Raw genomic sequence first — 26,189 nt, forward strand, 5'->3', positions numbered from 1 at the left:
GTGGTCAATTTGGCCCGGAATGCCTGGTCAGTTTGCCCCGGAATGGGGTGGTCAATTTGACGCGGAATCACTGGTCACATTCCGCCGGAATCAGGTGGTCAATATCAGCGGTATATCCATTCAGTAAAGGTATGCGCCAAAAGGTGGGTATTGCCATTGCAGTAGCTAAAAATGCTGAAGTGATTTTAATGGATGAGCCTACCAGTGGCCTCGATCCGAAAGCCACAAACGAATTTACTACAATTGTTAAGCAATTGGGGCAACAGGGGAAGTCCATCCTGATGGCTACACACGATATTTTCAACGCAGTAAATATAGGGACACACATCGGTATTATGCGCCAGGGCGAGTTGGTTCACACGTTAAAGGCATCGGAAATCAATGCGGGGGACCTGCAAAAGCTTTATTTGGAAACCATATAAGGTTTTTTATACAGTGGAAAGCCGCCCTTTTTTCCCCCGCAGTGGAATTTATAGATACAATTATAATTTGTTGCTATGCAGCATGAGTATGACCCAAGTTGACAAAAAAGCTGGATTAGGAAATAGATCATTTTGTCTGCTCGACAATTGTATTGGTCTTCACACCATTATGTTACAACCCGGACAAATCCCAATTAGAGTCACGCCAACAAACTCTGTTTGAAAATCCTCCGGTAAATAGAAATGCGGTACGCTCAGCTCATTTAAGCAGAATATATTATTACACTGTGTACAGTTAAAGTGCATGTGTTGCTGATGCTTAGATTTGGAAGCGTCATCTAAACTCAGCATATAATTAGCTGTTCCTCCGCTATCCAGCACCTTGTGAATTAAACGGATCGCTTCAAAGTTTTTGAGCACACGGTATAATGTAACTGAGTTTAATTTCATATCAAACTCTTGTTTAATCATAGCGAATGATATGCCTGTAGATTTCTTTGCCAGCAATTGTAATAACCCTATGCGTACAGATGTAGCTTTCAATTGATGTTGCCTAAGGACTTTGATGGCGCTGTTCAAATTCATCGCTACAGAATTAGTTTTGCTTGAAGGCAGTAAAATGGTTTCTATGATGACGGATTCGCTTATAAAGAGGATATCTTGCCCGGTAAGATATCCTCAGCTATTGATCACAAAAGGATCAATAAATTTTTCATTTTTTTTATAGCTTTCAACCTCTTTATCAGTAAGCAGGCAACTTTCCAGCTCAATTAAAAGCTGTGCTTTATCCATATCCTGACCAATAAAAACCAATTCAGTCATCCTATCGCCCCAGTCCTTTACCCATTTCCCTTCTATATAATCCTTATTCTCCTGAAAATCGGTGTACCTTATCCGTTCGGCATAGGTCATGCAGGCCCACCATACCCCGGCCATTTCTAAACGGCTCGATCCTCCTGCCTGGGAGAAGTTTAGGGCATCATCCGGCCGCGAAGCAATCCAGAACATCCCTTTTGAGCGGATGATATTGGTCGGAAAATCCTGGTTAAGCCAATGCCAGAAACGTTGCGGGTGAAAAGGCTTGCGCGCTCTGAAAACCATTGAACTTAAACCGTATTCTTCTGTTTCAGGAGTATGTTCATTTTCCAATTCTTTTATCCAGCCTGCTGCCTGCGATGCTTTATCAAAGTCAAATAACCCGGTATCTAATATCTCTTTAAGCGGTACTTTGCCAAATACAGAACCGATAATTTTTGCTTCCGGGTTTAACCGCCTGATCAGGGCTGTCAGTAAGCCGAGGTCACCAGCAGAGATCAGGTCAGTTTTATTCAGGACGATCACATTGGCAAACTCGATCTGGTCGGTCAGCAAATTAACGATAGTACGCTGATCAGCGGTATCCTGCACCAGATTCCGGTCAAGCAACCTTTCTGCCGTGCCAAAATCCTTGTAAAAATTAAAACAGTCTACCACGGTCACCATCGTATCTAAGGTTGAGAAGCGGCTCAGGTCTATACCGGCCTGGTCATCCACAAAGGTGAATGTTTGCGCAACCGGGATAGGTTCGGATATACCTGTGCTTTCGATGAGCAGGTAATCAAACCTATTCTCTTTAGCTAATTTTTCTACCTCTATCATCAGGTCTTCCCGTAACGTACAGCAAATGCAGCCATTGCTCATCTCCACTAATTTCTCCTCTGTGCGGGATAAGGTTTTTTCGCTCGCTACCAATTGTGCGTCAATATTCACCTCGCTCATATCGTTTACGATCACCGCCACCTTTAAATTTTCTTTGTTATGGAGGATATGATTAAGGAGGGTTGTTTTCCCTGCTCCTAAAAAGCCGCTTAACACGGTTACCGGTAATTTATTCATCAGATAATTGCTTGCAATATTTTTCAAAAGTAAATAAATAAATAACAAAAGCAACATAGTTGCATTTTAAAGTAAAATGCCCTACCTTTACCTTGCACTCCCCACAGGCTGGTAAATAGCCTATGCAAATTATAAAATACATGATACCACAGGATTTTAACGAATGGTACCGCTGCATCACCGTTGCATGCGGGATAAAACCAGACCGCAACTTTATTGAAGGCCGGATACAAGCATTAGAAAATAAAACCGACAGTTATACAGAGAGCTTTATCCAGCTTTATGGCAAACAGCATTATGAAAATGTATTAAGCTGGTTTTATATGGCAAAAGGGAAGGTAAAGGCATGATTAGCACCGATATGAGGCCGGTAATCATCATCACCGGGTTTTTAGGGGCCGGCAAAACCACGTTTCTGAATGAACTAATCGCCTGGAGAAAAGAAGTTAAATTAGCTGTAATTGAAAATGAATTTGGTGAAGAAGGTATTGATGGCGACCTGATCATTAGTGCGGATAATAATGTGTTTGAATTGAGCAACGGCTGCATATGCTGTAGCCTGAGCGATGACTTTTACGACCTGCTGGAATCGCTTTGGAAAAGGAAAAGTGAGTTTGACGAAATGGTTATAGAAACTACCGGCATTGCAGATCCCGCCTCTATCGCTTCGCCTTTTTTAACCATAGCTGGTATGGGTAATTATTACCAATTGAAAAGAGTGATCTGCCTGGTAGATGCACGGCATATTGAGCGGCAGTTAAGGGAAACCGATGAGGCGAGGAAGCAAATCAGTTTCGGTGATATTTTATTGATTACCAAAACAGATCTGGTAGAAGCCGATCACTTAGCCTACCTTGAAAACCTACTGCAAGAGATCAATCCATTTGCAAAAGTGTTGGCGGGAAATAAAAATGGTTACCCATTGGATGCTATATTTGATTTGGAGCGTAGCACTATAGTACAAAAAAGGCCAAAGTTTAGCCTGGTGCCGCAATCGTTAAAACAACACCAGCATCTTGACCTGGTTTCGTTGAGTTTCACGTTCTCCGAACCTTTCGATATAGCCCTGTTGCAGCACAGGTTAACGGTATTCCTGAATTTCCAGGCGGAGAATATTTACAGGGTAAAGGGGATCATTTACGCACAAGAGCACAATTCCAGGGTCATTTTACAATCAGTCAATACTGACCTTGCCATCAGTTACGGTAGTGACTGGAAGCATGAAGAATTGAAACAAAGCAGAATAGTTTTTATAGGGAAGGAACTGAAAGCGCCGGGGTTTGAGAAGATGCTGAGGCAATGTTTAGCATTGGTTGCTGCTAAGTAATAAATAAAGGCTAAGTAAACCAGCCTGTATTCCCGTGAATCTTTACACTATGGGGTGCCATTTTATTAATAAGGATAGTTTAAAATAATGCTTAAAGATAGCTTATGAACGTAGAGCAAGAAATAAGTACAATTTGCTTGGAGATGTATGATACCTGCCAGCTTTTCACTGATCAGAAAGCTAAAGGCTATATAACCTATGATCCTGTACTGCAGGAAAGAGCATCACAAATAATGAACAGGGATTGCCTGAACGCGATTTACAAGCTGGCGGACGACCTGCCATCGCTGCATCGTTTAGATGTGTACCGGCATAAACCTCAAAACTATGAGGCTTTAAAGGATCTTGCCTATACGTTTCATAACGTGAGGTTCAGGGGTGAGCACATTCCGGCTCTTGAAAAAGCATATGGCAATCTGAATAAGTTACTCCTGGAATTTAAAAGATTAAGTTCAAATCTTGGCAAAGACACTACCGAGATTAGTTTAGAAGAGGCTAAAGCGATGGCATGGGATTCACTACCCGGAATAAATGAACAGGAGCAGCATGATTATATTGCTTTGATTAGCAATCCATTTGATGATGAGCCTGATCCTTCATTCAGGAATACAAGGACTGATCGATACTTATATAAGTTTCGGTTCTTTAAAACCTATATCAATGGTGTGTGCGTTGGCTGGGAATTTTTTGGCCAAGAGTAATAGTAATTTAAAAAATGCGCTGTCACCATGAAATTATTTTGCAGTGGGTTGATATTATTATGGTTTTACCCCGTAACACTTTTGGGCAGGTTCCAGCAGCAATTCCCTCCTTATAATCTTTCAGGTACCGTCACAGATAAGAATAAACAACCTGTTAAATTGGTAACCATGACGTTGATACCGCTACAAGACACGCTTCGAACTATTCAAACATTGAGTACGGCGGATGGCACTTTTGAGTTGAAGGGCTTAAAGGGGGGCATTTATAAACTGAAGGCATCCGCTATCGGTTTTGAAAATTCAATCAGCGAAGAATTTTCACTTCATGGCAACCTTGTACAAAATATGGTGCTCATTGCAAGGTTTGAAAAATTGAAAGAAGTGGTGGTGACATCGCGCCGGGGGGCCATAGAAGTTAATAATGGTAAACTGGTTTATAATGTGGAAAAAAGTGCCTCGGCATCCGGCAGTTCTGCCTTTGACCTGCTCCGACGCACACCCGGCGTAAACGTTGATCAGAATGACAACCTGCTATTGAAGGGTTCATCAGCTGTAAATGTGATGATGGATGGCAAAATGACCTATTTATCTGCGCAGCAGTTAGCCAATATGCTTAAAGGGATGGGAGGGGATAATATCAGCCGAATCGAAGTAAGCAGTACACCATCTTCACAATACGACGCTGCCGGTAACGGTGGGATCATTAACATCATTACCAAAAAAAGCAATAAGCCCGGTTACGCTATAAATATCAGTTCGGGTATTGGCGCAGGCAGATACCTGCTAAACAAACATAGTGTTACCGGGAATATCCGTACACCTAAGTTTAATATTTATGGCAATATCGGCTATGATTTGCAGCGGAATTATTTCGACAGATCGAATACCAATATATTAACGGCCAACGGCAGTCCAGTTACTTACAGCAGGCATTACCCGGAATCTTACAAAACGTATTACTATAGTTATAAAGCCGGGGTTGATTTTTACCTTACGCCAAAGTCAACTATCGGCTTTGGCTACACTGGGTTCCTGGATGATTGGAGCAAGACAAACAACGGAAAAACGCTGTTGACCAACGCATCCGGCGACCTTGTTGGACAGGTTAACAACCGGATCGTTTCCATGGAGCCTTATTATAATAACGTATATAACCTGAATTATTCACTTAAACTGGATACCCTCGGAAAGACGGTAAGCGCCGATGCCGATTACGTCAATTACAGTAATAATTCTGATGGTTTTGTAGGGAACCAATCATTCGATCCCAACAACGTTGCTTTGGAGCCCTATCAGCAATTAAACTATCATCAACCCAATATTATTACCATCCGGTCTGTAAAAACCGATTGGAACCTGCCTAATAAAAAGTTCAAACTAAAAACCGGGCTCAAGTACGCAGCTATAAATATTGACAATGATTTTAAATACGACTCGCTGATCAATAATAATACCGTTTACGCTCCGTCGCTTAGCGATCACTTTATTTATAAGGAACAAATAGCGGCAACTTACCTGTCCGCATCTAAGCAATGGAAACAAACAGAAATAGAACTTGGAATGCGCGTAGAGCATACCTACACATCTGCAAATAGTGTTAACGCGGGGACTTTGATTGAACGCAAATACACCAATTTCTTTCCATCTGTTATGATCAGCAACAACTTTGGGTTAAACCACAAATTGTCATTGTCTTTTACGGGACGGATCAACAGGCCCAACTATGCTGATTTAAACCCCGTGCGTTTCTATTCGGACAAGTATTCCTATTACGCGGGCAATCCCGCCCTGGTGCCCGAAAAGGCATGGATCACTTCCCTTAATTATACGTTTATGGATAAATACGTAGTTGGCTTAACCTACAACAGGGCAAATAATTTCATATCCAGGTCGATCAAGCTGGATAATGTCACCGGGGTACTTATTGCACAAAATGCCAATTTTTTGCATAAAGAAAGGTACGACCTGTTGGTAGTTGCGCCCATAAAAATCAGGGATTTTTGGGAATTAAATGCGACAGCTGACGTGAGTTATACAAAATACCCTATAACGCAATTGTATGGCAGCTATACAGCGAAAAAAATAAATGTGGATCTTATCCTAAATCAAACAGTTAACTTACCTAAAGACTTTTCCTTTGAATTGTTGAGCCATTACACCTCTCCCGAACTCTATGGGATCTTTGTTACCCGGTACTATTTTCAGCAAGATGCGGGATTAAAAAAAACATTGCTGCATAACAAGTTGGATCTGCGCCTGGCATTAAGCGATATTTTCCATACCAATCGTTTCTGGGGGCAGTCTATCACTAATTCGTTAAATTATTTTTACAAAAGCATTCCTGATAGTAGGCGTTTTTATCTGACAATGACCTATCATATTGGAGGTAAGCTTGACGGAGGAAAAAGCCATAAAACCGAAGAGCAGAACAGACTGTAAGGGTATAGACTACCTTAAGTGGTTTAATTTGTATGATGAGCAGCTGCCTTTTCTTTTATATAAAGTACAAGATGATCTATTTCAATTGTTAGGTTACTATGTCCTGCCCTGTTTTTTGTAGTTATTTAATCTTACAAAGCATCTTCATTATAAAATAAAAGCAATAATGTTGCGTTTGTTAATTATATTTAACTAATGTTTCAAGAGTGTAAGCAAACGGAAAATGATCAAAATTCAATCCTTACAATACAGTTATAATAAAGAGCTGAACTTATCATTCAGGGATTGGACGGTAACGCAAGGAGAACAGTGGTTAATGCTTGGCGAATCGGGCAGTGGCAAAACAACTTTATTGCACTTGTTGACCGGTTTACTTAAACCCTCGCATGGAGAAGTATATATCAACCAAACCGCTATTTGCCAGTTGTCCAATACCAAAATGGATCATTTCAGAGGTGCACATATCGGTTTGATTTTTCAGCGCGCGCATCTTATTAAAAGCTTAACGGTGCTTCAAAATTTACTATTGGCTCAATCACTTGCCGGGTTGCCGGTGAACAATAAACGTGTGGAAGATGTATTGAATTCATTAAATATTGCCGACAAAAAAGCTAACTATCCTTCCCAATTGAGCCAGGGTCAATTGCAACGCGTTTCAATAGCCCGTGCTGTAGTAAACAAACCGTCTTTACTCATCGCAGATGAGCCTACATCCAGCCTGGATGATCGAAATGCCCGTGCCGTACTTGATCTTTTGATCACACAGGCAGAACAAAATAACGCTACCCTCCTAATTGCCACCCACGATAAAAGAGTACAGGAACGGATTGAAAGGGCATACATTTTACAATCATGAATATGTTAAAGATCAGCTTTAAAAGCATTGCGGCTAACAAGCTTACTGCCGCTTTAAATATCATGCTGATCGCTTTCGGTACCGGCATTATTACGCTATTGATGCTGGCATCAGACCAGATTGGAAAAAAGCTGGAAAATAACGCCAAAGATATTGACTTGGTAGTAGGTGCCAAAGGGAGCCCCCTCCAGCTTATTTTAAGCAGTATTTTTTATATAGACTTCCCAACAGGTAACATACCATTAAAAGAAGCCGATGCCTTAGCACACAATCCGTTGGTTAAAACAGCTGTTCCTTTAGCCTTGGGCGATAATTACAATGGGTTTAGAATTGCAGGTACAGATAAAGGTTTTATACGTTTATATGATCTTCAACTTGCACAAGGCAGGTTCTGGAAAAATGATTTTGAAGTAACCCTTGGTTCCATTGTAGCACAAAGCGGGCATTTGAATATCGGCGATCATTTTTTTGGCGCACATGGTTTGACCGGTAATACCGATGTGCATAAAAATCATGCTTACCTGGTTACCGGGATTTTAAAACCCCAGGGAAATGTAACCGACAATCTTGTGCTGACCAATGTTGCCAGTGTTTGGAAAATGCACGAAACAAAAGAAAAAAACACCGGGGGTAAAACCGAGGCTTATGAAAATGGCGAGCTTGAAATTACATCATTATTGATCCAGTACCGCTCACCCATGTCTGTGATCCTGTTCCCACGAATGGTTAATCAATCTACCAGCATGCAGGCAGCATCACCGGCTTTAGAAAGCGCACGGCTTTTTTCACTTATTGGCATTGGTGTGGATACGTTGCAATGGTTTGCAGTTTTAATCATGTTCATATCCGCGATAAGTGTATTCATTAGTCTATACAATTCCTTAAAAGAACGCGAATATGACCTGGCTATAATGCGTGTGATGGGCGCGTCTAAGTTTAAATTGTTTTTAGTTATCATCACGGAGGGGCTTATTTTAACAACCATAGGTACAATAGCAGGGTTATTGATGGGGCACATCACGCTGCAACTGATCAGTAATTACCAGGATTCTACCCAAGCCAAACTATGGGGTAATATATTCCTGCTCCAGGAGGGTTATTTAATTGTGGTTGGATTTGGTATTGGCATAATCGCCTCCCTGCTGCCCGCCATACAGGCCTATCGGTCAAATATTTCAAACCTATTAGCACAGCATTAAAATGAAAGCCATATTGATAATTATGGGGATATTGATCTGTTCAATAACCGCCAAAAGCCAGGCGCAACACAATCCGAATGATAAGGTAAGCTCTTTTAACTGGGATATTATAGATATGGTGATGTTTAAAAAAGTTAATGACACAACGGTAATACCTGTTTATAGCGAAAGTGTGCAACGGTTTGAAAATCGTCATTTTCAGCTTACTGGGTATATGATCCCGATGAAGGCGGGCATGAAGCAAACTAAGTTTATGATCTCTACCCTGCCAATTAATCAATGTTATTTTTGTGGTAAAAATGGCAATCCTATTATGGTTATCGTCAATGCAAAAAGCCCGGTAACATTCACCTTCAAAACAGTTACTGTAGATGGTATATTAAAATTAGACAACGGCAATGCCTTTTATTTACCGCCGGTTTATTTAAACGATGCCAAATTGATAGAACAATGACCCATATCGTTATTAAAAAAATGCTGAATAGTAACTTTAAAAGCTGGCTGCTATGCTGTGTTGCAATCAGTTTAACAGTTACCTCCTGCCAGCCGCATTACACCCTTATCAAACAAGCCAGGGCCGAATACCATATCGATAGCAGCTTAGTTGTCGATTCCGGCATTTTAAAAAGCTATCAGCCTTACAAGCAAAAAATGGATGCACAAATGAACACCATCATTGGTGAAAGCAGCCAGGAACTTACCAAAAGCTACGATTTGCCCGAGACCCTTTTAGGCAATTTTTTTGCTGACGCAGTGTTTACAGAAGCAAAAAAAATAGACCCGTCAATTGATTTTGCGATGCCGACCACAAAGGGAGGCCTACGAAATAACCTCCCAAAGGGAAATATCAGGTTATCCACCATCTTCGAACTAATGCCGTTTGAAAATGAGCTTGTCGTGCTCAAGCTCAGCGGGCGAGACGTTTTACAGTTGCTGAATTTCATTGCCCAGGCCGGCGGCGAACCGGTGGCCGCTTTAAAGATGCAGATCAAAAACAGCGAGCCACAGGAAATTACTATTAACGGCAAACCATTTGAAGTGGCTAAGACTTATTCGGTGCTTACCTCAGATTATATAGCTGCCGGTGGAGATAATAGTAAAGGGATGGCTAATCCTATTGAAAAAAGGGTTTTAAATTTAAAAGTTAGGGACGCGCTGATCGCCTATGTTAAGGCACAAACAGCCACCGGTAAAAAAATAGATGCGACATTAGATGGAAGAATTACAAAAAACTAACCGCCGCCGGTTTATTAAACAAAGTGGGGTTGCCATGGCAACCCTTGCTTTAAGTACGTCATATATCGATGCGTTTGCCAAAGGCGACTTAAAACGGATAACCATACTGCACACCAATGATGTGCATAGCCGTATAGAACCGTTCCCGATGAATGGCTCCAGGAACCAGGGACTGGGCGGTGTGGCCAGGCGGGCGGCATTAATCAATAAGATCCGTGCAGAACAAAAGAACGTTTTGCTGCTTGATGCCGGTGATATTTTCCAGGGTACACCTTACTTTAATTTATTTGGTGGCGAACTGGAAATGAAACTGATGAGCGATATGGGGTATGATGCCGCTACAATGGGCAATCATGATTTTGATAACGGAATTGGCGGGTTTTATAAACAACTGCCCAATGCAAAATTCCCCATTTTAATCAGTAATTATGACTTATCGGATACCATTATGCACAATGCCACTTTACCGTATAAGCTATTTATTAAGGATGGTTTGAAAATTGGTGTTTTTGGATTAGGAATAGAGCTAAGTGGATTGGTGGACAAAAAGAACTACCTGGAAACCCAATATCTTGATCCGATAACGAAAGGAAATGAAATAGCCGCCGCTTTAAAGAACGAGCATCATTGTGACCTTGTGATCTGCCTTTCTCATTTAGGTTACCAGTACAAAGAAAATAAGGTGTCAGACCAGGTATTGGCTAAAGAAACCCGCAATATCGATCTGATCATCGGCGGCCATACGCACACCTTTATGAACGCCCCGGAAGATGTAAAAAACCTGGATGGAAAGATCACCACCATAAACCAGGTTGGCTGGGCTGGGATCAATTTGGGAAGGATAGATTATTATTTTGATCATAAACGCAATAAAAAAATCCAACCGGCAACGCCTTATGCTATATCCAATTATATAGATTGAGGTAAAATTCTCCGGCTTTATTGTACGGAACGGAATATTCCGTTAGGGACCTTTATAATGTATTTAATGAATGAGTGTCATTTATTAAGAAAAAATCAGCTTTTGAGATTTTTGCAAATGCAACATAATAGCAATTAAGTAACTTTGCGCATGAAACTTTTCTGGACCACGATAAATTTAGATAATATCGGAATGACTGCTTCAACCTTATGTGCGATTCACTGCGCGGTAGTTCCAGTAATATTTACCAGCCTTCCCTTAATAGGGTTAAGTTTTTTAGCCAATCCATGGATAGAATGGAGCATGATTATCCTGGCATTGTTCATCGGATTTTACGCTATTAGTACATCTTATTTGTTTAAGCATCGCAAAGTTTTGCCCGTTATCCTGTTGTTAGGTGGATTTACGTTCATCCTTTTAGGGCATACCATAATTAAAGGCTGGCCGCAATTTGTTATGGCACCAATGGGTGGCCTGCTGATTGCATTTGCTCATTTTGTCAATTACAAATACCAGGGTATTTGTGATGCCCAAGCCAATATTTTCCATCTTAAACATTTACACCATGAAAAAAGCCGACCGTAAATATTTCTTCTTTTTTCTTTTATGTATCTCGTTTCTTAATCCGGCTTGCAACCACCCTAAACAGGATGTCCATTTGCTATACCGGAATTATGTAAAGGGACATATGACAATTTCCAGGCGTTGATAATTACTTGAGCAAGTGCTTTTTTCTAAATCCAGCGATCCATTTTAATTGGATGTTTAGTAAATCCGATACCTTATGATTAGTTTTGCATAAGTTCTGCATTTATAATGATATAATGACCCTTTCCAAAAATAAATTTGATTTCGAAGAACTGTTAAACAGGCATCATTTAAAAAAGACAAGCCCGAGGTTAAGGGTACTATCCATGATGTCTTCCAAAAGTACCGCAACCTCGCAGCCAGACCTGGAAAGTGTTATGAATGATATAGACAGGGTAACACTATACCGTATTCTTAGCGCATTTGAAGAAAAGGGCATCATTCATAAGGTGTTTGACCTTAATGGGACAGCCAATTATGCGATGTGCTTATCAAATTGCGAAGAAAACCATCATCATGACGAACATTTGCATTTTAACTGTAGCAATTGTAAAAATGTTTACTGCTTGGAGGAGTTAAGCATGCCAGCCATAAATGTCCCCGCTGGCTTTAAAATTGAGGCACTTAACCTGTATGCAACGGGGATTTGCCCCAAATGCAGTAAAAAAAGCCCTGCTAAATAAATCATTAACCGATTTGACCATTCTTTAAAATCGGCCTTTCTATTAAAGCAACGTTGTTGCCAATAACGGCTATCCTGTTATATTTGTATAGTTACATCAAAGGCAAAGTGTAACAACTTAATTTCATAATAATTTTGATAGCTGCTCAACTTGGTAGGGTCCGCTATTATTTTGTTTAGTCATCAGTAACGTTAATCCCTGCTTTTTAAGCATTTTTACAGCCGATCTTGCTCTTCGAGTTTATTGACTTCCCTGTTAGTGAATTTGCCACCGAAATGATAAACCAATGATAGGCTTACCCTGCGGGAATCACGTGTATGGTTATAGCTGGCCTGTAGGTTGGCTACATTGTCCGCCCAAAAATGAATGGTTTTAAATATATCTGTTACAGAAAGCTTTGCCTCAAGCTTATTATTAAACAGGCTCTTTTTCGCACCCGCATCTGCCGAAAAGTAATATCTCAATAAATAAGTGCCGCTTAGCGCAGGGCTGGTATATTTTGCCCTTGCTTCCACCGCGAAACCATCTCGTAATTTATAGGTTTGAATAGTGCTTAGGTCGGCGGTATACCGATGAAGGTTATATTCAACAGCGCCAATTTGATTAGCGTAGGCCTGGTAATAAAAGTCTGCGGTGTTGTTCATTTCCCAGTTATCGCTCACTGTTATGGGAACTGAAAACATCAGATCGAACAGATTGCTATGTGCAAAATTTTTGTTGGTCAGCACCATAATTCCCGTTGTAACATCCTGTATGGATTGCTCGGCAATTAAACCGGTGGTACGGGTATAGCTGAGTGTAGCGATGTATTTGTCAAACAAACTATAATTAACAGATGCCACCCAGGACAACTCGGGCTGTAAGTTTGGGTTACCCTGGTAGTAGGAAAATTTATCAAAATAATACCGGGAGGGGTTTAATTCACTGTAAGCCGGCCGGTTAATGCGCCGGCTTAGGGATAGCCCTATTTTATGGGTGGTATTAACCCGGTAATCCAGCGCAAGCGAGAGGAAAAGATTGGTGTAACTCCTTTTATAATCCGTATTGCCCGATACACTCAACAGCTCCCCGTTTGATTGGGTATGTTCTGCACGAAGCCCGGCATCTATACTGATATTGTTCCATTTACGGGTGGCGGAAAGATACGCAGCCGCGACATTTTCGGTATATATAAAATGATTGCTTAAATAAGGTGCAATGACATAATTGTTGTTGATCAGCGAGTCATAAACAAAATTATTGTCGGTTTTTATGGAGGCGTATTTTACTCCGGTTTGTAACTTAATTTTACCAAGAGGCAAAACAAGGTCTGATTTAACCGAGTGGATGCTGATATTGCTTGGCTGGCTGATGCGCAGGCTTTGAAATGCTTGCAACTGGTTGCCGTCTAAATCGAAAAGCTGGTTGTCCTGCGTACCTTTGGAGTTATTATGGTAAATAGCATAATCGGCATCGGCGGTAATTTTACCCCCTAAAGTATCCAATGTTGCTTTATAGTTGAGTTGGTAAGCATTGTTGCTATTAGGTTCTCTGGTAATATTATGATTTTGCACTACCGCTGTAGCCGCGTTATCCGCATTGCGTAAAAAGGTTGGGCCACTGCCGTCCCGGCTCCAGGTATCGGTATTGCCATTATAAATAATACCGATTTGCTGGTTCTTGCTTAGGTCAATATCAACTCCGGCCTTATAACTGTTATATTTGCCGATACTCGGATCTTCCGAGCGGCGGTCATAAATAGTCACCGCTCCATTATTATCGGCCAGCCGAAGGCTGCTCCTGTGAAAGGTGCTGTGGTCATAACTATAGCTGTAAGTACCAAAAAAGTTTAACCTGCTTGTTTTGATATTGCCGGCCATACTTTGCATATTCGATAAGTATTGCCCCCCTGTGATACCCGTACTCAGTTCCGCCGCATAGCCCTTTTTATTGTTCTTTTTGGTGACGATATTAATGATACCGTTATTACCAGCCGCATCATATTTCGCGGATGGCGTGGTAATAACTTCAATATTCATGATATTTATGGCTGGTGTACTTTTCAGCAGGCTGCTCAATTGCCGTGCAGACAGGTAGGTCATTTTACCGTCTATCATTACATTTACATTTGGCGAACCTTTCAATACCAGGTTTTCATCCTGATCTGTACTGATACCGGGCGTGCGCTGTAATAGCTCAAAAGCCGAACTCCCGGTTGCGGTAATACTTTTGTCGATATTATAAATTAGCTTACCAGCCTGCATTTCTACCGCTTGTTGTTTAGCCGTTACAATAATTTCCTTGAGATTTTTAGAGGTCTCCTCCATGATAATAGTTTCCGGTTGCTTGCCGGGAATGATTATTATGGAGGATAGCTTATTTTTAAATCCTAAAAACCGGGCTTGTGCAAAATACTTGCCTGGCTTTAAAAGTTGAAAAATATATAGCCCCTTAGTATCCGTAGCTAAACTGGCTATTGTTGATGAGTCTGGCAGATATTTTAAGGTAATGGTAACACCTGGCAATGGCTTGTGTCTCTGGTCAGTAACCAATCCTTCAATTTTTAACTGTTGTTGCCCATAGCCTTTGCAATAAGTTAATAATAGCAGAGCTAATAGAAAGCATGGCGTAATTCTCATCATTTTAAACGGCGACGTTTTAGTAAAATATTGTTAATGCAACTAAGTTGTGTGTAAAACTACTATTTGTAGGTGAGTTCATGACTGTCAAAATCCAGCATCTTTTGTCGCCAACTTATAATAATCGAAGATAAATCATACTTACAGGCAATTTAAAGTAGACAGATAAAAATTATTTGTGAAAATAACATTTTTAACGCAACTTTATTGCATTAAATAACTTGCAAATCATTTGCTTCATTTAAAAAAACTTACGGAGTACTTTATGGATCATCCCTTAATTTTTAGTTATAATATTTCCTTGGAAGCTTTTATTAAAAATATAGTCACCATTCTACCCGGCAGGGGAAAGCTGCGTTTGTGCCTGCACAAGACATTTTCGACATTACAAACATTGGCACTCTTATTAGCCTTATGTGCTGAGGCAAACTCGTGAATACGCCTGATACTGAGGGTAACTATGCCATTAATCTTCAAAAACTTTTACCCGGAGACCATTTGAATTAAAAACTTATTACATGCCAATCTATCTGCCCGGCTTTAAGCACCATCGTTTTTTGATACTGAAAAGGTTACTATTTGTATTATTCTCTCTAATTGCTACAGCTACATTCGGGCAGGTAAAGTATGTGATAAAAGGCAGGGTAGCAGACTCTCTTAGTCACAAGCCCGTATCTTACGCAAACGTTAACGTTAAGGATTTTGTAAGTGGCAAGCCGGTTGCAGCATTTTTAACGGATAGTGCCGGGAAATTTTTATGGACCGGTTCCATCAAACAAACAGTTTCTATAACTATTGTAAACATCGGTTATCAAACCAAAACCATCACCGTTCCAGCTGATTCTTTGAAACAAGATACCGTTTTAGAGTTTGCACCCATTTATCTTTCGGCAGATGAAAGACAGCTTAAAGAAGTTGTTATTACCGCCAGTAAGCCATTAATAAAACAGGAAATAGATCGTTTAAGTTATGACGTACAGGCCGACCCCGATAGTAAAACACAATCGGTTTTAGAACTTATTGGCAAGGTTCCGTTGTTATCCGTTGATGGTGAAGAAAATATCAAATTAAAAGGAAGTGGAAATTTTAAGATTTTCATCAACGGGCGGCCATCATCTTTATTAGCCCGCAGCCCAAAGGAAGCGCTCAAGGTAATGCCTGCTTCTTCCGTACAAAAAATTGAAGTGATCACAACACCTCCTTCTAAGTATGATGCCGAAGGGCTTGCAGGCATTATCAATATCGTTTTGAATAAAAGGCTTATTGATGGCTACAATGCTTCAATCGGCACTAATTACAACAACACTTTAGGCATAGGTGAAAACGCGAGCATAACCGGAAAGAAGGGGAAATTCGGTATTACCGGGAGGGCGTATGTTTACCAGGACTTTAAGCAAACCCTCGAAACCGAAAATAACCGTACTACGATAAAGCCTTATGCTTCCTTACTTTCACAAAAGGGAACCTATTCCTATGTAGGAAATTACCATACCGAAAACGTAGAGCTAAGTTACGAAGCAGATACGTTAAACCTTTTGACCGCTTCTATAAACTTTTTTAAAAGCAATTATGATGATCGCGATAATTTAGCTTCTGCATTATATAACGGACAAAGCCAATTGGTACAATCCTATAATTCCGTCAACATCAATCCCCAATACGAAAGCGGATTAGACCTCGATTTTAACTACCAATTGGGATTTAAACATAAAAAAGACAGGCTGCTTACTTTTTCTTATCAATATCATAACGCGCCTAATAACCAAAGCAACGATATACTGATCAGCCAGCAGTTTAATTACCCTTTAAACAGTTACCGGCAAGCAAATGAGAATGCAACCCTTGAACAAACCTTTCAGGCAGATTATGTGCAGCCTGGCAAAACATTCATTGTGGATGGTGGTATTAAAGCGATACTGCGCAGAAGTTTTAGTGACTATACCAGCCAGGCATTAAACCCGCTAACCGGGCAGTACGCTCCTGCCAAAGACCTTGATAATCAATTTGATTACCGTCAGGATGTTTACAGCCTGTATCATTCCTGGTACCTGAAATTGAAGCCGGTTGAAATTAAGGCAGGCATACGGTTAGAACATACAGAAGTGAATGCTGATTTTGTTACGCAGGAAAGCGCGTTAAATACAAATTATACCAACCTGATCCCCGTGGTATCCCTTCAGCATAAATTTAAGGATGCTACAATAAACTTAGGATACACGCAAAGGATTTCGAGGCCCGGTATTCTGCAACTCAACCCATATATAGACCGTTCTAACCCCTTATTTGTAAATACCGGCAATCCGGCTCTTAAAGCCGTGCTGAATAACAATTTTGAACTGGCTTACAGCACTTATGGAAAGGGCAGCTATAATGTTACTTTAAGCTATTCCTTTTCAAATAACAATATTCAGCAGGTAACAACTTTAATAGATACCACCTCTTTTACTACGTACCAAAATGTGGGGCAAAATAAAACTGCAGGTTTGAATGCCAGCATCAGTTACCCGATAACAAAATCTTTTTCAGCAACATTAAATAGTGAACTATCTTATCTATGGATTAGAGGTACATATAACGGCAATTTCTATGCAAATAATGGGATGCAGGGCTTTGCTTATGCCACTTTAAACTATAAGCTAAGCCCTACCTGGCGGGCTACAGCATCTGTCACGGTTTACAGTGCCAACATTACCTTGCAGGGATCAACAAATGCCTATGTATTTAATTCATACAGGTTAACAAAAACCTTACTGGATAAAAAGCTTACCATAACCGCCGGCATCAGCAACCCCTATAGTAAATTTCGCTATACAAGAGTTCAAACACAGACAGACGATTTTCAGCAAACTATCGTTAGTCAGCGCCTTTACCGAACATTTGGATTGAGTGTTAGCTACAACTTTGGCAGCTTGAAAGCTGAACTAAAGAAAAATCAGCGGAGTATAAATAATGATGACGTTACGGGGAAAAACAAATAACATTTAGTTCGATATTATACATAAGTAGTAATTTATTATATAGTTAACCTTTAAATATATAATAGACTAAATAAAAGGCGGAGATTTTGTAAAATATTTAATTGTTACATATTCGTAAATCATACTATTTTTGAGTTAATTCTCAATATGGCCATTACATTGTAAAAATGGACTACAATAATGTTAAAATCGTTAATCATTGTTGGACTCTTGTAATATTATATAGGATCACTATAAATGCCAAAGCCAGTAACATGCCGGCAACAACAATAAGAATTGCTTTCGATTCTTTTTCGTCAGCCTTTTTTTTTCTTCTTTCAACGCGCCTTCTAATCGCCCTGTTTCTATTGTTATAGCGCTCTGGTTTAGGATTTCTAATTCGCTTTTTTCGACTTGATTTTGCTTTGGCCATACCAGTTTTGGAGGATTGCTAATTAAGCATGCCATTTATGCTGAAAGATTATAGCTATGATTTGGGTTCGTTTATTGCTCAGATTACTCATAAATAGTCGAAATTTATGGTCTGAAATCAACGCTAAAAAAATAATCTTATTTAAAAGGGGCTCTAATCGAAATTAAAGCCCCTTAAATTTAAGAACCAGGAGTCGGTTTAGTATGTGGAGACAAATCGAACGGCACCACTACTTTAAAACTAATGTTTCGCCCTATATTGAAAATACCGGGCTGAACTCCAGCTGGCACTACAGGGTTGTCAAAATATTTAAGCCTGCTTAAATTTGACTGATAATTAACGTTGGCGAGGTTGGTTCCTTCAATAAATAATTGTACTACAGTTTTTCCGGAGTTGTTAACCACATTCCCACCAATCCCGGCACTTAACAAGTTATATCCCGCAGTATAGGTTTCTGTTCCGTAGGCCGAGAAAAAACGATTTTGGGCGTTAAAATGATCGAATCCAACAAAAACGTAAGTATTCCTAAATATACCAAAACCCTTAGCAAAATTGCCGCGCAATTCCGAATGGGTATGTAATGGAGGTATGAACGGGAGATGTTTTAAGCTATCCGCCACAGTGCCGCCGTTACCTAAATTTGTACCATAGGTTAATGCAAGAGAATTTGCAAAATGCAACCAGCTAACCGGGTGTATATCTAAATTAAATTCGCCACCATTGATACGGGCTTTGCTTTGTACATAAGTAAAAATAGCATATAGAGGAAAAGATGGATTTACAGAAGGTGTTCCATCTGCGTTTAGTTGCTGCTGCTGATAAATATAGTTTTGAATATTGTTATTATATAATTCAACACTTGCAGAAACGTTCGGCAAACTCAGAAAAGCACCGATATCCTCCTGGACACTAAATTCTGGTTTAAAATTACTGTTACCTACGTGATATATCTGAGAGCCCGGATCGGGGCCATTGGCAGATAGTTCAGCAATACTTGGAGCCCTAAATCCACGCGCGATATTGGCTTTCAACAAAAATTCGTCTGAGAAATTATAAGTCGCTCCAAAGCTTCCTGAAAAGCCAGAAAAAGTTTTATTTAAAATTGAAAACTGAGGTGTAACTCCGTTTGCTGTAGTAGGATTACTTCCTATATACAGTGATGGGTATTTATTATTTAGTGTATCAATATATGCTGCCTCGCCTTTAAAAGAGCGGTTGTCGTATCTCAACCCTATAGAAAGGTCTAACTTTTCAAAGCTTTTTTTGATAATGGCGAATGGCCCGATATCAAATTGGTGGTAGGCAGGTATCGGAAAATCGGTGGCATTGCCAATCTTATTATTTTGATATTGACCATTAACGCCAACACTAACGTCGTAATCATTTCCTAAGGTGTAATTATATTTTACATCGTAAGTATAGGTGCTTAATTGCAGGTTCAAACCGGCGATGGCTGCATCTTCAGGGTGTGTAAATTCCCTTCTGTGACTGAACTGATAACCAAGGTTAACAATCAAGTTTCCGTTGCCAAGTATAAAATTATTATTATTATAAATGCGGTAGAGCTGCACATGCTGGTGAAGCACGGGTATTTTATAAGAGTTTAATTCAGATGGAGATACAATTGTGCGAAACGCATCATCTTCGGTAATCTGTTTGGTAAATTTACGTGTCAGCGAATCCCGGCTTCCGTCTGGTATATCCTGTAAATCGTCAAATAGTGATGCATTTACATATGAATATCCCCAAGATTTATTCAGACCAATCATCACGCGTGCGTCCCTTTCCCGATAACCCGTAGCATAAACTCTTCCGTCGTATTGGTTTTTATAATCTTTAGCTTCTTTTCCTGATATTGTAGTTCCCCAAACAAAGCCATTATTATTCCCCTGCAAACGGAATGACCCGTTCAAAAGACCTTGGTTTGTACCATATAGACCAGTTAATGACCCCAATATTTTGCCATTTGCAACTGGCAGCGGAGTAAGCAAATTTACTACACCACCTATCGCATCAGAACCGTAACTTAAGCTGGCAGGACCTTTGATAATTTCAATACGGTCAATTGAATTTTGATCCACTTCAATACCGTGTTCATCCCCCCATTGTTGCCCTTCTTGGCGTATACCATCTTCCAAAGTGATTATCCGGTTATAACCCAAGCCACGAATAAACGGTTTAGATACATTGGGACCCGTAGTAACAGCACTGATGCCCGGGATATTAGCAATTGCATCAATTATGTTTCCTGCTGCCGCGCGCTGATCTATGTAAGCTTTGCCTACCGCCAAAGCCGGTACTGGATCTCTTTTTAATTCAGTTGCTCGGCTTACTCCAGTAATAACAACTTCGCCAGCTTCAATGGAGGAAATTTGAAGTTGAACATCTAACGGCGTGTTTTTTGTAAAATCAACTTTACGATTCACAGTGGCATAGCCTACATACCTGATCTGCACCAAATAACTTCCCCTTGGCAAGTGATTGAAAGCGAAGTGGCCTGTCACATCCGTTGAACCGCTAAGCCTTAGATCAGGAATATTGATTGTTGCGCCGTTTATTGGATTCCCTGTGGCTTTGTCAGTTACGGTTCCTGTAAGCGTACCAGTAGCCCCTTCATCGATTTTTTTATCCAATAATTTAACAGTTTTGGAAAATGATGAAAAACCAATCAATAATATTGGTAGAATCAAAAATATTTTTAATTTCATAGTATAGTCTTTGAAAAATGAGAAATACTGCTTTAGAGCAATGAATAGTAAAAGAAAAAAAGTAAAATACTATGAAAAGGGAGGGGATCGTCCGGCAGAAAGAATGAGCGAAATCCCTGTAAAATGATATTTTGCCGCAATAAACAGATACTCACAAGTTCCTGTAGCATGTAATTGAGGGCTATCGTTGATTACAAAATGGTTCGTGTACATAGCAGCACATAGCTGGCAATTGGCCTTTACTGTCGGGTTGGACGAGTGACCAATTTCTTTAACTATCGCTAAGGGAGCGTGCTGATGCGAAAAAAGTATAATTTGACCTACTACAAAACATAACAGGAGGGTCAACGCACATAAAACACGAAATTTACTTTGTTTCAATTTTTAATATTTTGTTATTTCTTAAGACAAAAGTAATTATTAACTGAGTTATTATTGATCTTTTTGAGAAATAAAACAACATTGTTGCATTGACGACTATATATTTCATTTCTATAAAGTTAACTAAACTTATATATCATATAAAATTGTTGAGATATCTATTGATTATAACTTAACATTAACTACTGTTTCAAAACACATTGAATACGCTAATTTGTATTTTTAAAGCATGCAACTTAAAACACTTCTCTCCGTATGGTCGCTTATTATTACCTGTGCCATATTTACCGGCTGCCAATCTGCCCTTGATAAAAGAAGCAGGGCGGATAACGATGTGCTCAATATGCATCATCCCTATGACGACAGCACACTGACCAATAAGCTTCTTCCGGTAATGATGCCCTATAACCGGCTGATAGACCCCGCCGGCAAAGTGGTAAGCTTTGGCGACCCCGAACAGGAAAACCATAGTATGGACGTTCAATTGATTGGCGGTACGGCTTTACTGGCTGTAGAGGACCGCTATGGCATTGCTATTATAGACACCGTAACCAAACGACTTAAAGCACGTTGGGCTTACGATGCCGACAGCAAATACCGAGGTCTGATGAGTACCTATTCGGGCCTGAAGGTTACCAAACTCAGCGGGAAGGTAAATATATTTTGGAGCGCGGCTTTAGCTAAGGGTAAAAACTCACGCTCTGTTGTTTTTCAGGCTGGTTGGGATGGTCAAAAGATCAGCATAATAAATACCATCGAATTTAAACCCGCAAGCCCTTCACCTATAGCGTTACCAAACGAGATCGCTATCAGCAACGAAAGCGGAAAGGACTACCTTTACGCAGTGCTAAACGGGAACAACCAACTCGTAAAAATCGATTTGACTACTCATAAAACAGTTTACGACGTTGCTACTGGCGTTGCCCCCTATGGTTTGGTAATTGTAAAAGATAAAGCGTATGTTACCAATTGGGCCGGGCCGCAACCTACGGATACGCTAAACAAAGAAACGGCCGGTGTACCTTATGGCAAAACATATATAAACCAAAAAACCGGCGCCACATTAATGGGCACGGTGTCTGTAATCAATCCGTTAACCGGTGCCACCATCAAACAAATAACAGTTGGCCTGCACCCCAACGCTATTATTGCCAGCCCTGACGGGCAATTTGTATACATAGCCAACGGAAACAGCGATGAAGTATCGGTCATATCAACCGGCACGCTTGAAAGTGTTGAATCGATACCGGTTAAGCTTATGCCAGGCAAAAAGAGCTTTGTTGGCGATACACCAAATGCCCTGGCCATTGATCCTGCCGGTACTACGTTATATGTAGCCAACGGAATGGATAATGCAGTGGCAGTTGTTCAATTAGGCAGCAAGGCGGCAAAAGGAGGCTCCGGCATAAGCAGGGTTAACGGTTTTATCCCAACAGAAGCCTATCCTGGGGGACTGGCTATAGATGGCAATAACCTGTTTGTAACCAATTTAGAGGGCGAAGGCGCACGTGTTGGGAGTAAAGAGCTAAGCCGCGATGACCGCCCCGGCGAAGATGCAGTAGAATCTTTTAATTCACACCATCAAAAAGCTACTGTATCGATCATTGGCGTACCGGATGGCATTACTTTACAAGCTTACACCAAAAAAGTAAAAGAGCTTAATCTTACCTTCAGGCAGGAAATAGCCCGGTTACTTCCGCGGAAAAACATGGCACCTAAGCCAATGCCCGAGCGTATAGGAGAGCCGTCGGTTTTTAAACATGTGCTTTACATAATTAAAGAAAACCGCACTTATGATCAGGTTTTGGGTGATATGCCCGAAGGCAATGGTAACAAATCGCTTTGTATTTACGGAGACAGCATTACACCAAACCAGCATAATTTGGCCCGCAAATACCAACTGCTGGATAATTATTACGCATCGGGCAAATGTTCGGCAGAAGGTCACCAGTGGACAGATGCCGCCATAGTGACCGATTATGTAGAAAAAAGTGTTAGGGCCTGGTTTCGCAGCTATCCGCATGTACAGGAAGATGCCTTAGTATATGCCAGTAATGGTTTTATTTGGAACAATGCTGCCGACCATGGCAAAACCGTTCGGATCTACGGTGAGGCTTGTCAACCCCAATTTGATAATTCCCAAACCTGGCTATCTATTTACAATGACTATAAAGCAGGCAAGCCTTTTAGATTTAACAACACCAGCACCATATCGCGAGTACGCCCTATGCTTTCGCAAAACTTCCCCGGCTCTGACGAACACCGGATAACCGAACAAGTTAGAGCATCGGCATTTATAAAAGAACTAAAAGAGTATGAGAACCAACCCGGTGATGCCTTGCCGCAATTAATGGTGATGGCCCTATCGGCAGACCATACTGTTGGTACCCGGCCCGGCCTCCCTACTCCAAATGCAATGGTAGCCGATAACGACCTGGCACTGGGCCGGATAGTAGAAGCGGTATCCAAAAGCCGTTTTTGGAAAAACACCGTGATTTTTATAACCGAAGATGATTCGCAGGCCGGATGGGACCATGTATCCGCGTACCGAACTACGGGGTTTGTGGTAAGCCCCTACAGCGTGTTTCAACACAAGGTAAGTACCAACTATAACCAGGTCAGCATGGTACGCTCTATAGAACAAATTCTGGGCATCCCACCGATGAATATAATGGATGCTACCGCGCTACCTATGTTTAACTGTTTTAACCAGCGCCAAATTATAAAACCTTATCAAAGCCTGGCTAACAGAATTTCAATAGACCGGATTAATCCCGGCATTGCCAAATTAAAGGGGGCGCAACTGCACTACGCTAAACTATCTTTACGCCCCGAGTACGATCATATAGACGGCGGAAACGATGATGTGATGAACCGGATCTTGTGGTTTGCTGCAAAAGGCAAAAAAGCATACCCTGCAAACTTAGCGGGCAAAGATGCAGATGAATAAACCCTATGAACTTTGGCCTTCTAAGCGATTATTCAAAGCGGCTTGCGTTGTGCCTACGGGTTACCTGCTTTTAAACTTATTTAATGGAGCATACGCGCAAGCCTGGTTAAATATATTTAGTTGGAAAAATTCAAGAGCCTATTTAATTGAATATTTTTTAAATCTTAGAAATGGTTCGAGATTATTTTTGTAAGAGCTGACCGCTATCAAATAGCAGTTATTTATTAAAAAAACAGTGATATTATACAACTCGTAAATCGTTCAAAACTTTTAACTGTTCGACTAAATGGTTCGAATTATGTCCAGTCTGGGGACGAATCCAAACCCTGATTGGACGGAATAGAACCAATACCCACAACTAAGATTTAGGGTGGGGAGGAAATGTTTTAAAGATTACGATGATAACTTATTTTCCGCTTGACTCAATATCCGAAATCTCCTTTAGATATTTCCCCGGTTCTGACTTACCCTGGGCTAATCTATAATATCTCAACGCCGCGGTTTTGTCTCCTTGCTTAAGCAAGATCTCTCCTACAAGGGCATATGATTCATCGTCGTTAGGATATTGTTCGACCATATCCCGGCCTATTATTTTAGCATTAACCAGGTCGCCTTTTTGCATATAAAATTCAGCGAACTGGTAATAGCAGCTATAGGGCAATGCTAAGTTACTTGTGTAACTTTTATTGATCTGATCTTTCTGCTTGTTGATGGCATCAATAGGATCTGTAGTCTGTTTTAATAACACCTCCATGGCGAGACTGTCTGTAAAATGCCAGTCTTTAAAAACAAACACCAATCCCGCCGGAATGCTCTGCAGTGGCGTTGTCATATGGTTGAATCCCTTTAAAAAATCAAACTGCCAGCTAAGTGAATGGTTCGGATATTGTTTTAACAAGCTATCTGCAGTGAACGCACCAGATTTAAAACCGCTTTCCTGGTAACCGTCGCTGCCTGCAGAAAAATAATATTTTTGCTTTGTCGCAACACTGCTTTGGTTTTTGATCAGGTAATTTCGTAAACCGTTTAGTACTTTCTTTTTAAAGAAAGTATAATCAGCCGGATAGTTCAACGCGCCGCTAATACTGATAACCGATCTAAAAAAATCCGGGTCATCGATCATAGCGTTCGTAACAAATTGTCCCCCTAATGAATGCCCAATGAAAGTAAAATAGCTACCCGCTTGATAGTTGTTCTGAAGCGTATGATATAACTCTGTTTTTAAAAAGTGCTGAAATTTCAAGGCAGACGCTTCGTCTTTCTCCACGCTCAGCTCCTTAGCCCTATCGCTCTGAACGACGCCAACAAATATAGCTTCGGGTATATCGTTAGTAAACATCAGCCTGTCAACAGCAGCAGAAGCATAATCAAACAATGATTTGTCCTGTGCATCCAGCAATACAATTACAGGGAATTGCGTGTGTACCTTCCCGTAACTTTTGGGGAGCTGGATAAATATAGTGTGATCAATCTGTTCTGAACTTGAATGCAGTTTGATCTCTATTTTAGCACTTAGCTTCAACTGTTGTGCAGACGCACAGAATGCAGCCATGAAAAATATCACAGCGATTTGGAGTTTTTTCATTGTCAATTTGATTATTAAAGATTGTTTTTTCGGGATATCAGCACATAGTAGATAAAAAGGCCACTTGCGATAAATATGGCTTCTATGCCATAGGGAAGTGGGTCGTTGAGCTTATATTGGGTATACTGAAGTACGATCAAGCCCAGGCCACTAAAAAAAAGCAGTAATACCCATTTTAGCACTTTGCGTGGATATACCGCTGATATTGACCACCTGATTCCGGCGGAATGTGACCAGTGATTCCGCGTCAAATTGACCACCCCATTCCGGGGCAAACTGACCAGGCATTCCGGGCCAAATTGACCACCC

Annotated in this window: 20 protein-coding genes; 14 read left to right on the plus strand and 6 right to left on the minus strand. The window is 40.6% G+C overall.

Translation table 11 applies throughout. From position 1 onward, the window contains the following. Positions 1–422: AAA family ATPase (locus EPL05_RS21820; protein WP_128536115.1), on the plus strand; the 422-nt coding region annotated here is incomplete at its 5' end. Between the two features lie 159 nt (positions 423–581). Here the strand turns inward: EPL05_RS21820 and EPL05_RS21825 are convergent. Both EPL05_RS21825 and EPL05_RS21830 read right to left on the minus strand, forming a co-directional pair. Next, positions 582–1,007 carry a Fur family transcriptional regulator gene (locus tag EPL05_RS21825; RefSeq protein ID WP_128536116.1) on the minus strand — a complete coding sequence of 142 codons (426 nt, stop codon included), beginning with the start codon at positions 1,005–1,007 and terminating at the stop codon, positions 582–584. 93 nt (positions 1,008–1,100) lie between these two features. Further along, entirely contained in the window at positions 1,101–2,297 is a 1,197-nt protein-coding gene (locus EPL05_RS21830) for a GTP-binding protein (RefSeq protein ID WP_128536117.1), read from the minus strand. A gap of 122 nt (positions 2,298–2,419) precedes the next feature. Between EPL05_RS21830 and EPL05_RS21835 the strand changes: the two genes are divergently transcribed. The 11 genes from EPL05_RS21835 (at position 2,420) to EPL05_RS21885 (ending at position 12,248) form a co-directional block, all read left to right on the plus strand. Then, a complete protein-coding gene (locus tag EPL05_RS21835; RefSeq protein ID WP_128536118.1) occupies positions 2,420–2,647 on the plus strand; it encodes a hypothetical protein in 228 nt (75 codons plus the stop codon). Then, a complete protein-coding gene (locus EPL05_RS21840; RefSeq protein WP_128536119.1) occupies positions 2,644–3,624 on the plus strand; it encodes a CobW family GTP-binding protein in 981 nt (326 codons plus the stop codon). Before EPL05_RS21835 ends, EPL05_RS21840 begins: the two co-directional genes overlap by 4 nt. Before the next feature lie 104 nt (positions 3,625–3,728). Beyond that, the gene (locus EPL05_RS21845; protein WP_128536120.1) at positions 3,729–4,325 is read left to right on the plus strand and encodes a hypothetical protein; all 597 of its coding nucleotides are present in this window, start codon (positions 3,729–3,731) and stop codon (positions 4,323–4,325) included. 27 nt (positions 4,326–4,352) lie between these two features. Then, the gene (locus tag EPL05_RS21850) at positions 4,353–6,764 is read left to right on the plus strand and encodes an outer membrane beta-barrel protein (RefSeq protein WP_128536121.1); all 2,412 of its coding nucleotides are present in this window, start codon (positions 4,353–4,355) and stop codon (positions 6,762–6,764) included. A 223-nt stretch (positions 6,765–6,987) separates the two neighbouring features. Beyond that, on the plus strand, positions 6,988–7,620 hold the full coding sequence (locus tag EPL05_RS21855; RefSeq protein ID WP_128536122.1) for an ABC transporter ATP-binding protein: 633 nt from the start codon (positions 6,988–6,990) through the stop codon (positions 7,618–7,620). Next, positions 7,617–8,819: an ABC transporter permease gene (locus EPL05_RS21860; RefSeq protein ID WP_128536123.1), complete on the plus strand. Its 1,203-nt coding sequence runs from the start codon at positions 7,617–7,619 to the stop codon at positions 8,817–8,819. The genes EPL05_RS21855 and EPL05_RS21860 overlap by 4 nt, the downstream gene beginning before the upstream one ends. 1 nt (position 8,820) lies before the next feature. Continuing rightward, entirely contained in the window at positions 8,821–9,273 is a 453-nt protein-coding gene (locus tag EPL05_RS21865) for a hypothetical protein (RefSeq protein WP_243837351.1), read from the plus strand. Continuing rightward, positions 9,270–10,055: a 5'-nucleotidase C-terminal domain-containing protein gene (locus EPL05_RS21870; RefSeq protein ID WP_243837352.1), complete on the plus strand. Its 786-nt coding sequence runs from the start codon at positions 9,270–9,272 to the stop codon at positions 10,053–10,055. Before EPL05_RS21865 ends, EPL05_RS21870 begins: the two co-directional genes overlap by 4 nt. Then, positions 10,033–10,977: a metallophosphatase gene (locus EPL05_RS21875; RefSeq protein WP_128536124.1), complete on the plus strand. Its 945-nt coding sequence runs from the start codon at positions 10,033–10,035 to the stop codon at positions 10,975–10,977. Before EPL05_RS21870 ends, EPL05_RS21875 begins: the two co-directional genes overlap by 23 nt. Positions 10,978–11,127: 150 nt before the next feature. Further along, positions 11,128–11,562, plus strand: coding sequence for a MerC domain-containing protein (locus EPL05_RS21880; RefSeq protein ID WP_128536125.1), 435 nt, complete (start codon positions 11,128–11,130; stop codon positions 11,560–11,562). 239 nt (positions 11,563–11,801) lie between these two features. Next, positions 11,802–12,248 (plus strand): Fur family transcriptional regulator, encoded by a 447-nt coding sequence (locus EPL05_RS21885; protein WP_128536126.1) that lies wholly within the window; start codon positions 11,802–11,804, stop codon positions 12,246–12,248. Between the two features lie 215 nt (positions 12,249–12,463). On the opposite strand, the gene EPL05_RS21890 is transcribed toward EPL05_RS21885, so the two are convergent. Next, positions 12,464–14,869 (minus strand): outer membrane beta-barrel protein, encoded by a 2,406-nt coding sequence (locus EPL05_RS21890; protein WP_128536127.1) that lies wholly within the window; start codon positions 14,867–14,869, stop codon positions 12,464–12,466. 515 nt (positions 14,870–15,384) lie between these two features. On the opposite strand from EPL05_RS21890, the gene EPL05_RS21895 reads away from it, so the two are divergent. Further along, complete coding sequence (locus tag EPL05_RS21895; RefSeq protein WP_128536128.1) at positions 15,385–17,844, plus strand: outer membrane beta-barrel family protein; 2,460 nt, start codon at positions 15,385–15,387, stop codon at positions 17,842–17,844. Positions 17,845–18,040: 196 nt separating this feature from the next. Here EPL05_RS21895 and EPL05_RS21900 read toward each other — a convergent pair whose 3' ends face one another. Both EPL05_RS21900 and EPL05_RS21905 read right to left on the minus strand, forming a co-directional pair. Then, positions 18,041–18,256, minus strand: a complete 216-nt coding sequence (locus EPL05_RS21900) for a hypothetical protein (protein ID WP_128536129.1) — start codon at positions 18,254–18,256, stop codon at positions 18,041–18,043. A gap of 179 nt (positions 18,257–18,435) precedes the next feature. Then, complete coding sequence (locus EPL05_RS21905) at positions 18,436–20,964, minus strand: TonB-dependent receptor (RefSeq protein ID WP_128536130.1); 2,529 nt, start codon at positions 20,962–20,964, stop codon at positions 18,436–18,438. A 610-nt stretch (positions 20,965–21,574) separates the two neighbouring features. Here EPL05_RS21905 and EPL05_RS21910 point away from each other — a divergent pair. Next, positions 21,575–24,295, plus strand: coding sequence for a bifunctional YncE family protein/alkaline phosphatase family protein (locus EPL05_RS21910; protein ID WP_128536131.1), 2,721 nt, complete (start codon positions 21,575–21,577; stop codon positions 24,293–24,295). Positions 24,296–24,701: 406 nt separating this feature from the next. Here EPL05_RS21910 and EPL05_RS21915 read toward each other — a convergent pair whose 3' ends face one another. Then, positions 24,702–25,880, minus strand: coding sequence for an alpha/beta hydrolase-fold protein (locus EPL05_RS21915; RefSeq protein WP_128536132.1), 1,179 nt, complete (start codon positions 25,878–25,880; stop codon positions 24,702–24,704). Positions 25,881–26,189 lie beyond the last annotated feature (309 nt).

It is taken from the genome of Mucilaginibacter gilvus, assembly GCF_004054195.1.
GTDB classification, from domain to species: Bacteria; Bacteroidota; Bacteroidia; order Sphingobacteriales; family Sphingobacteriaceae; genus Mucilaginibacter; species Mucilaginibacter gilvus.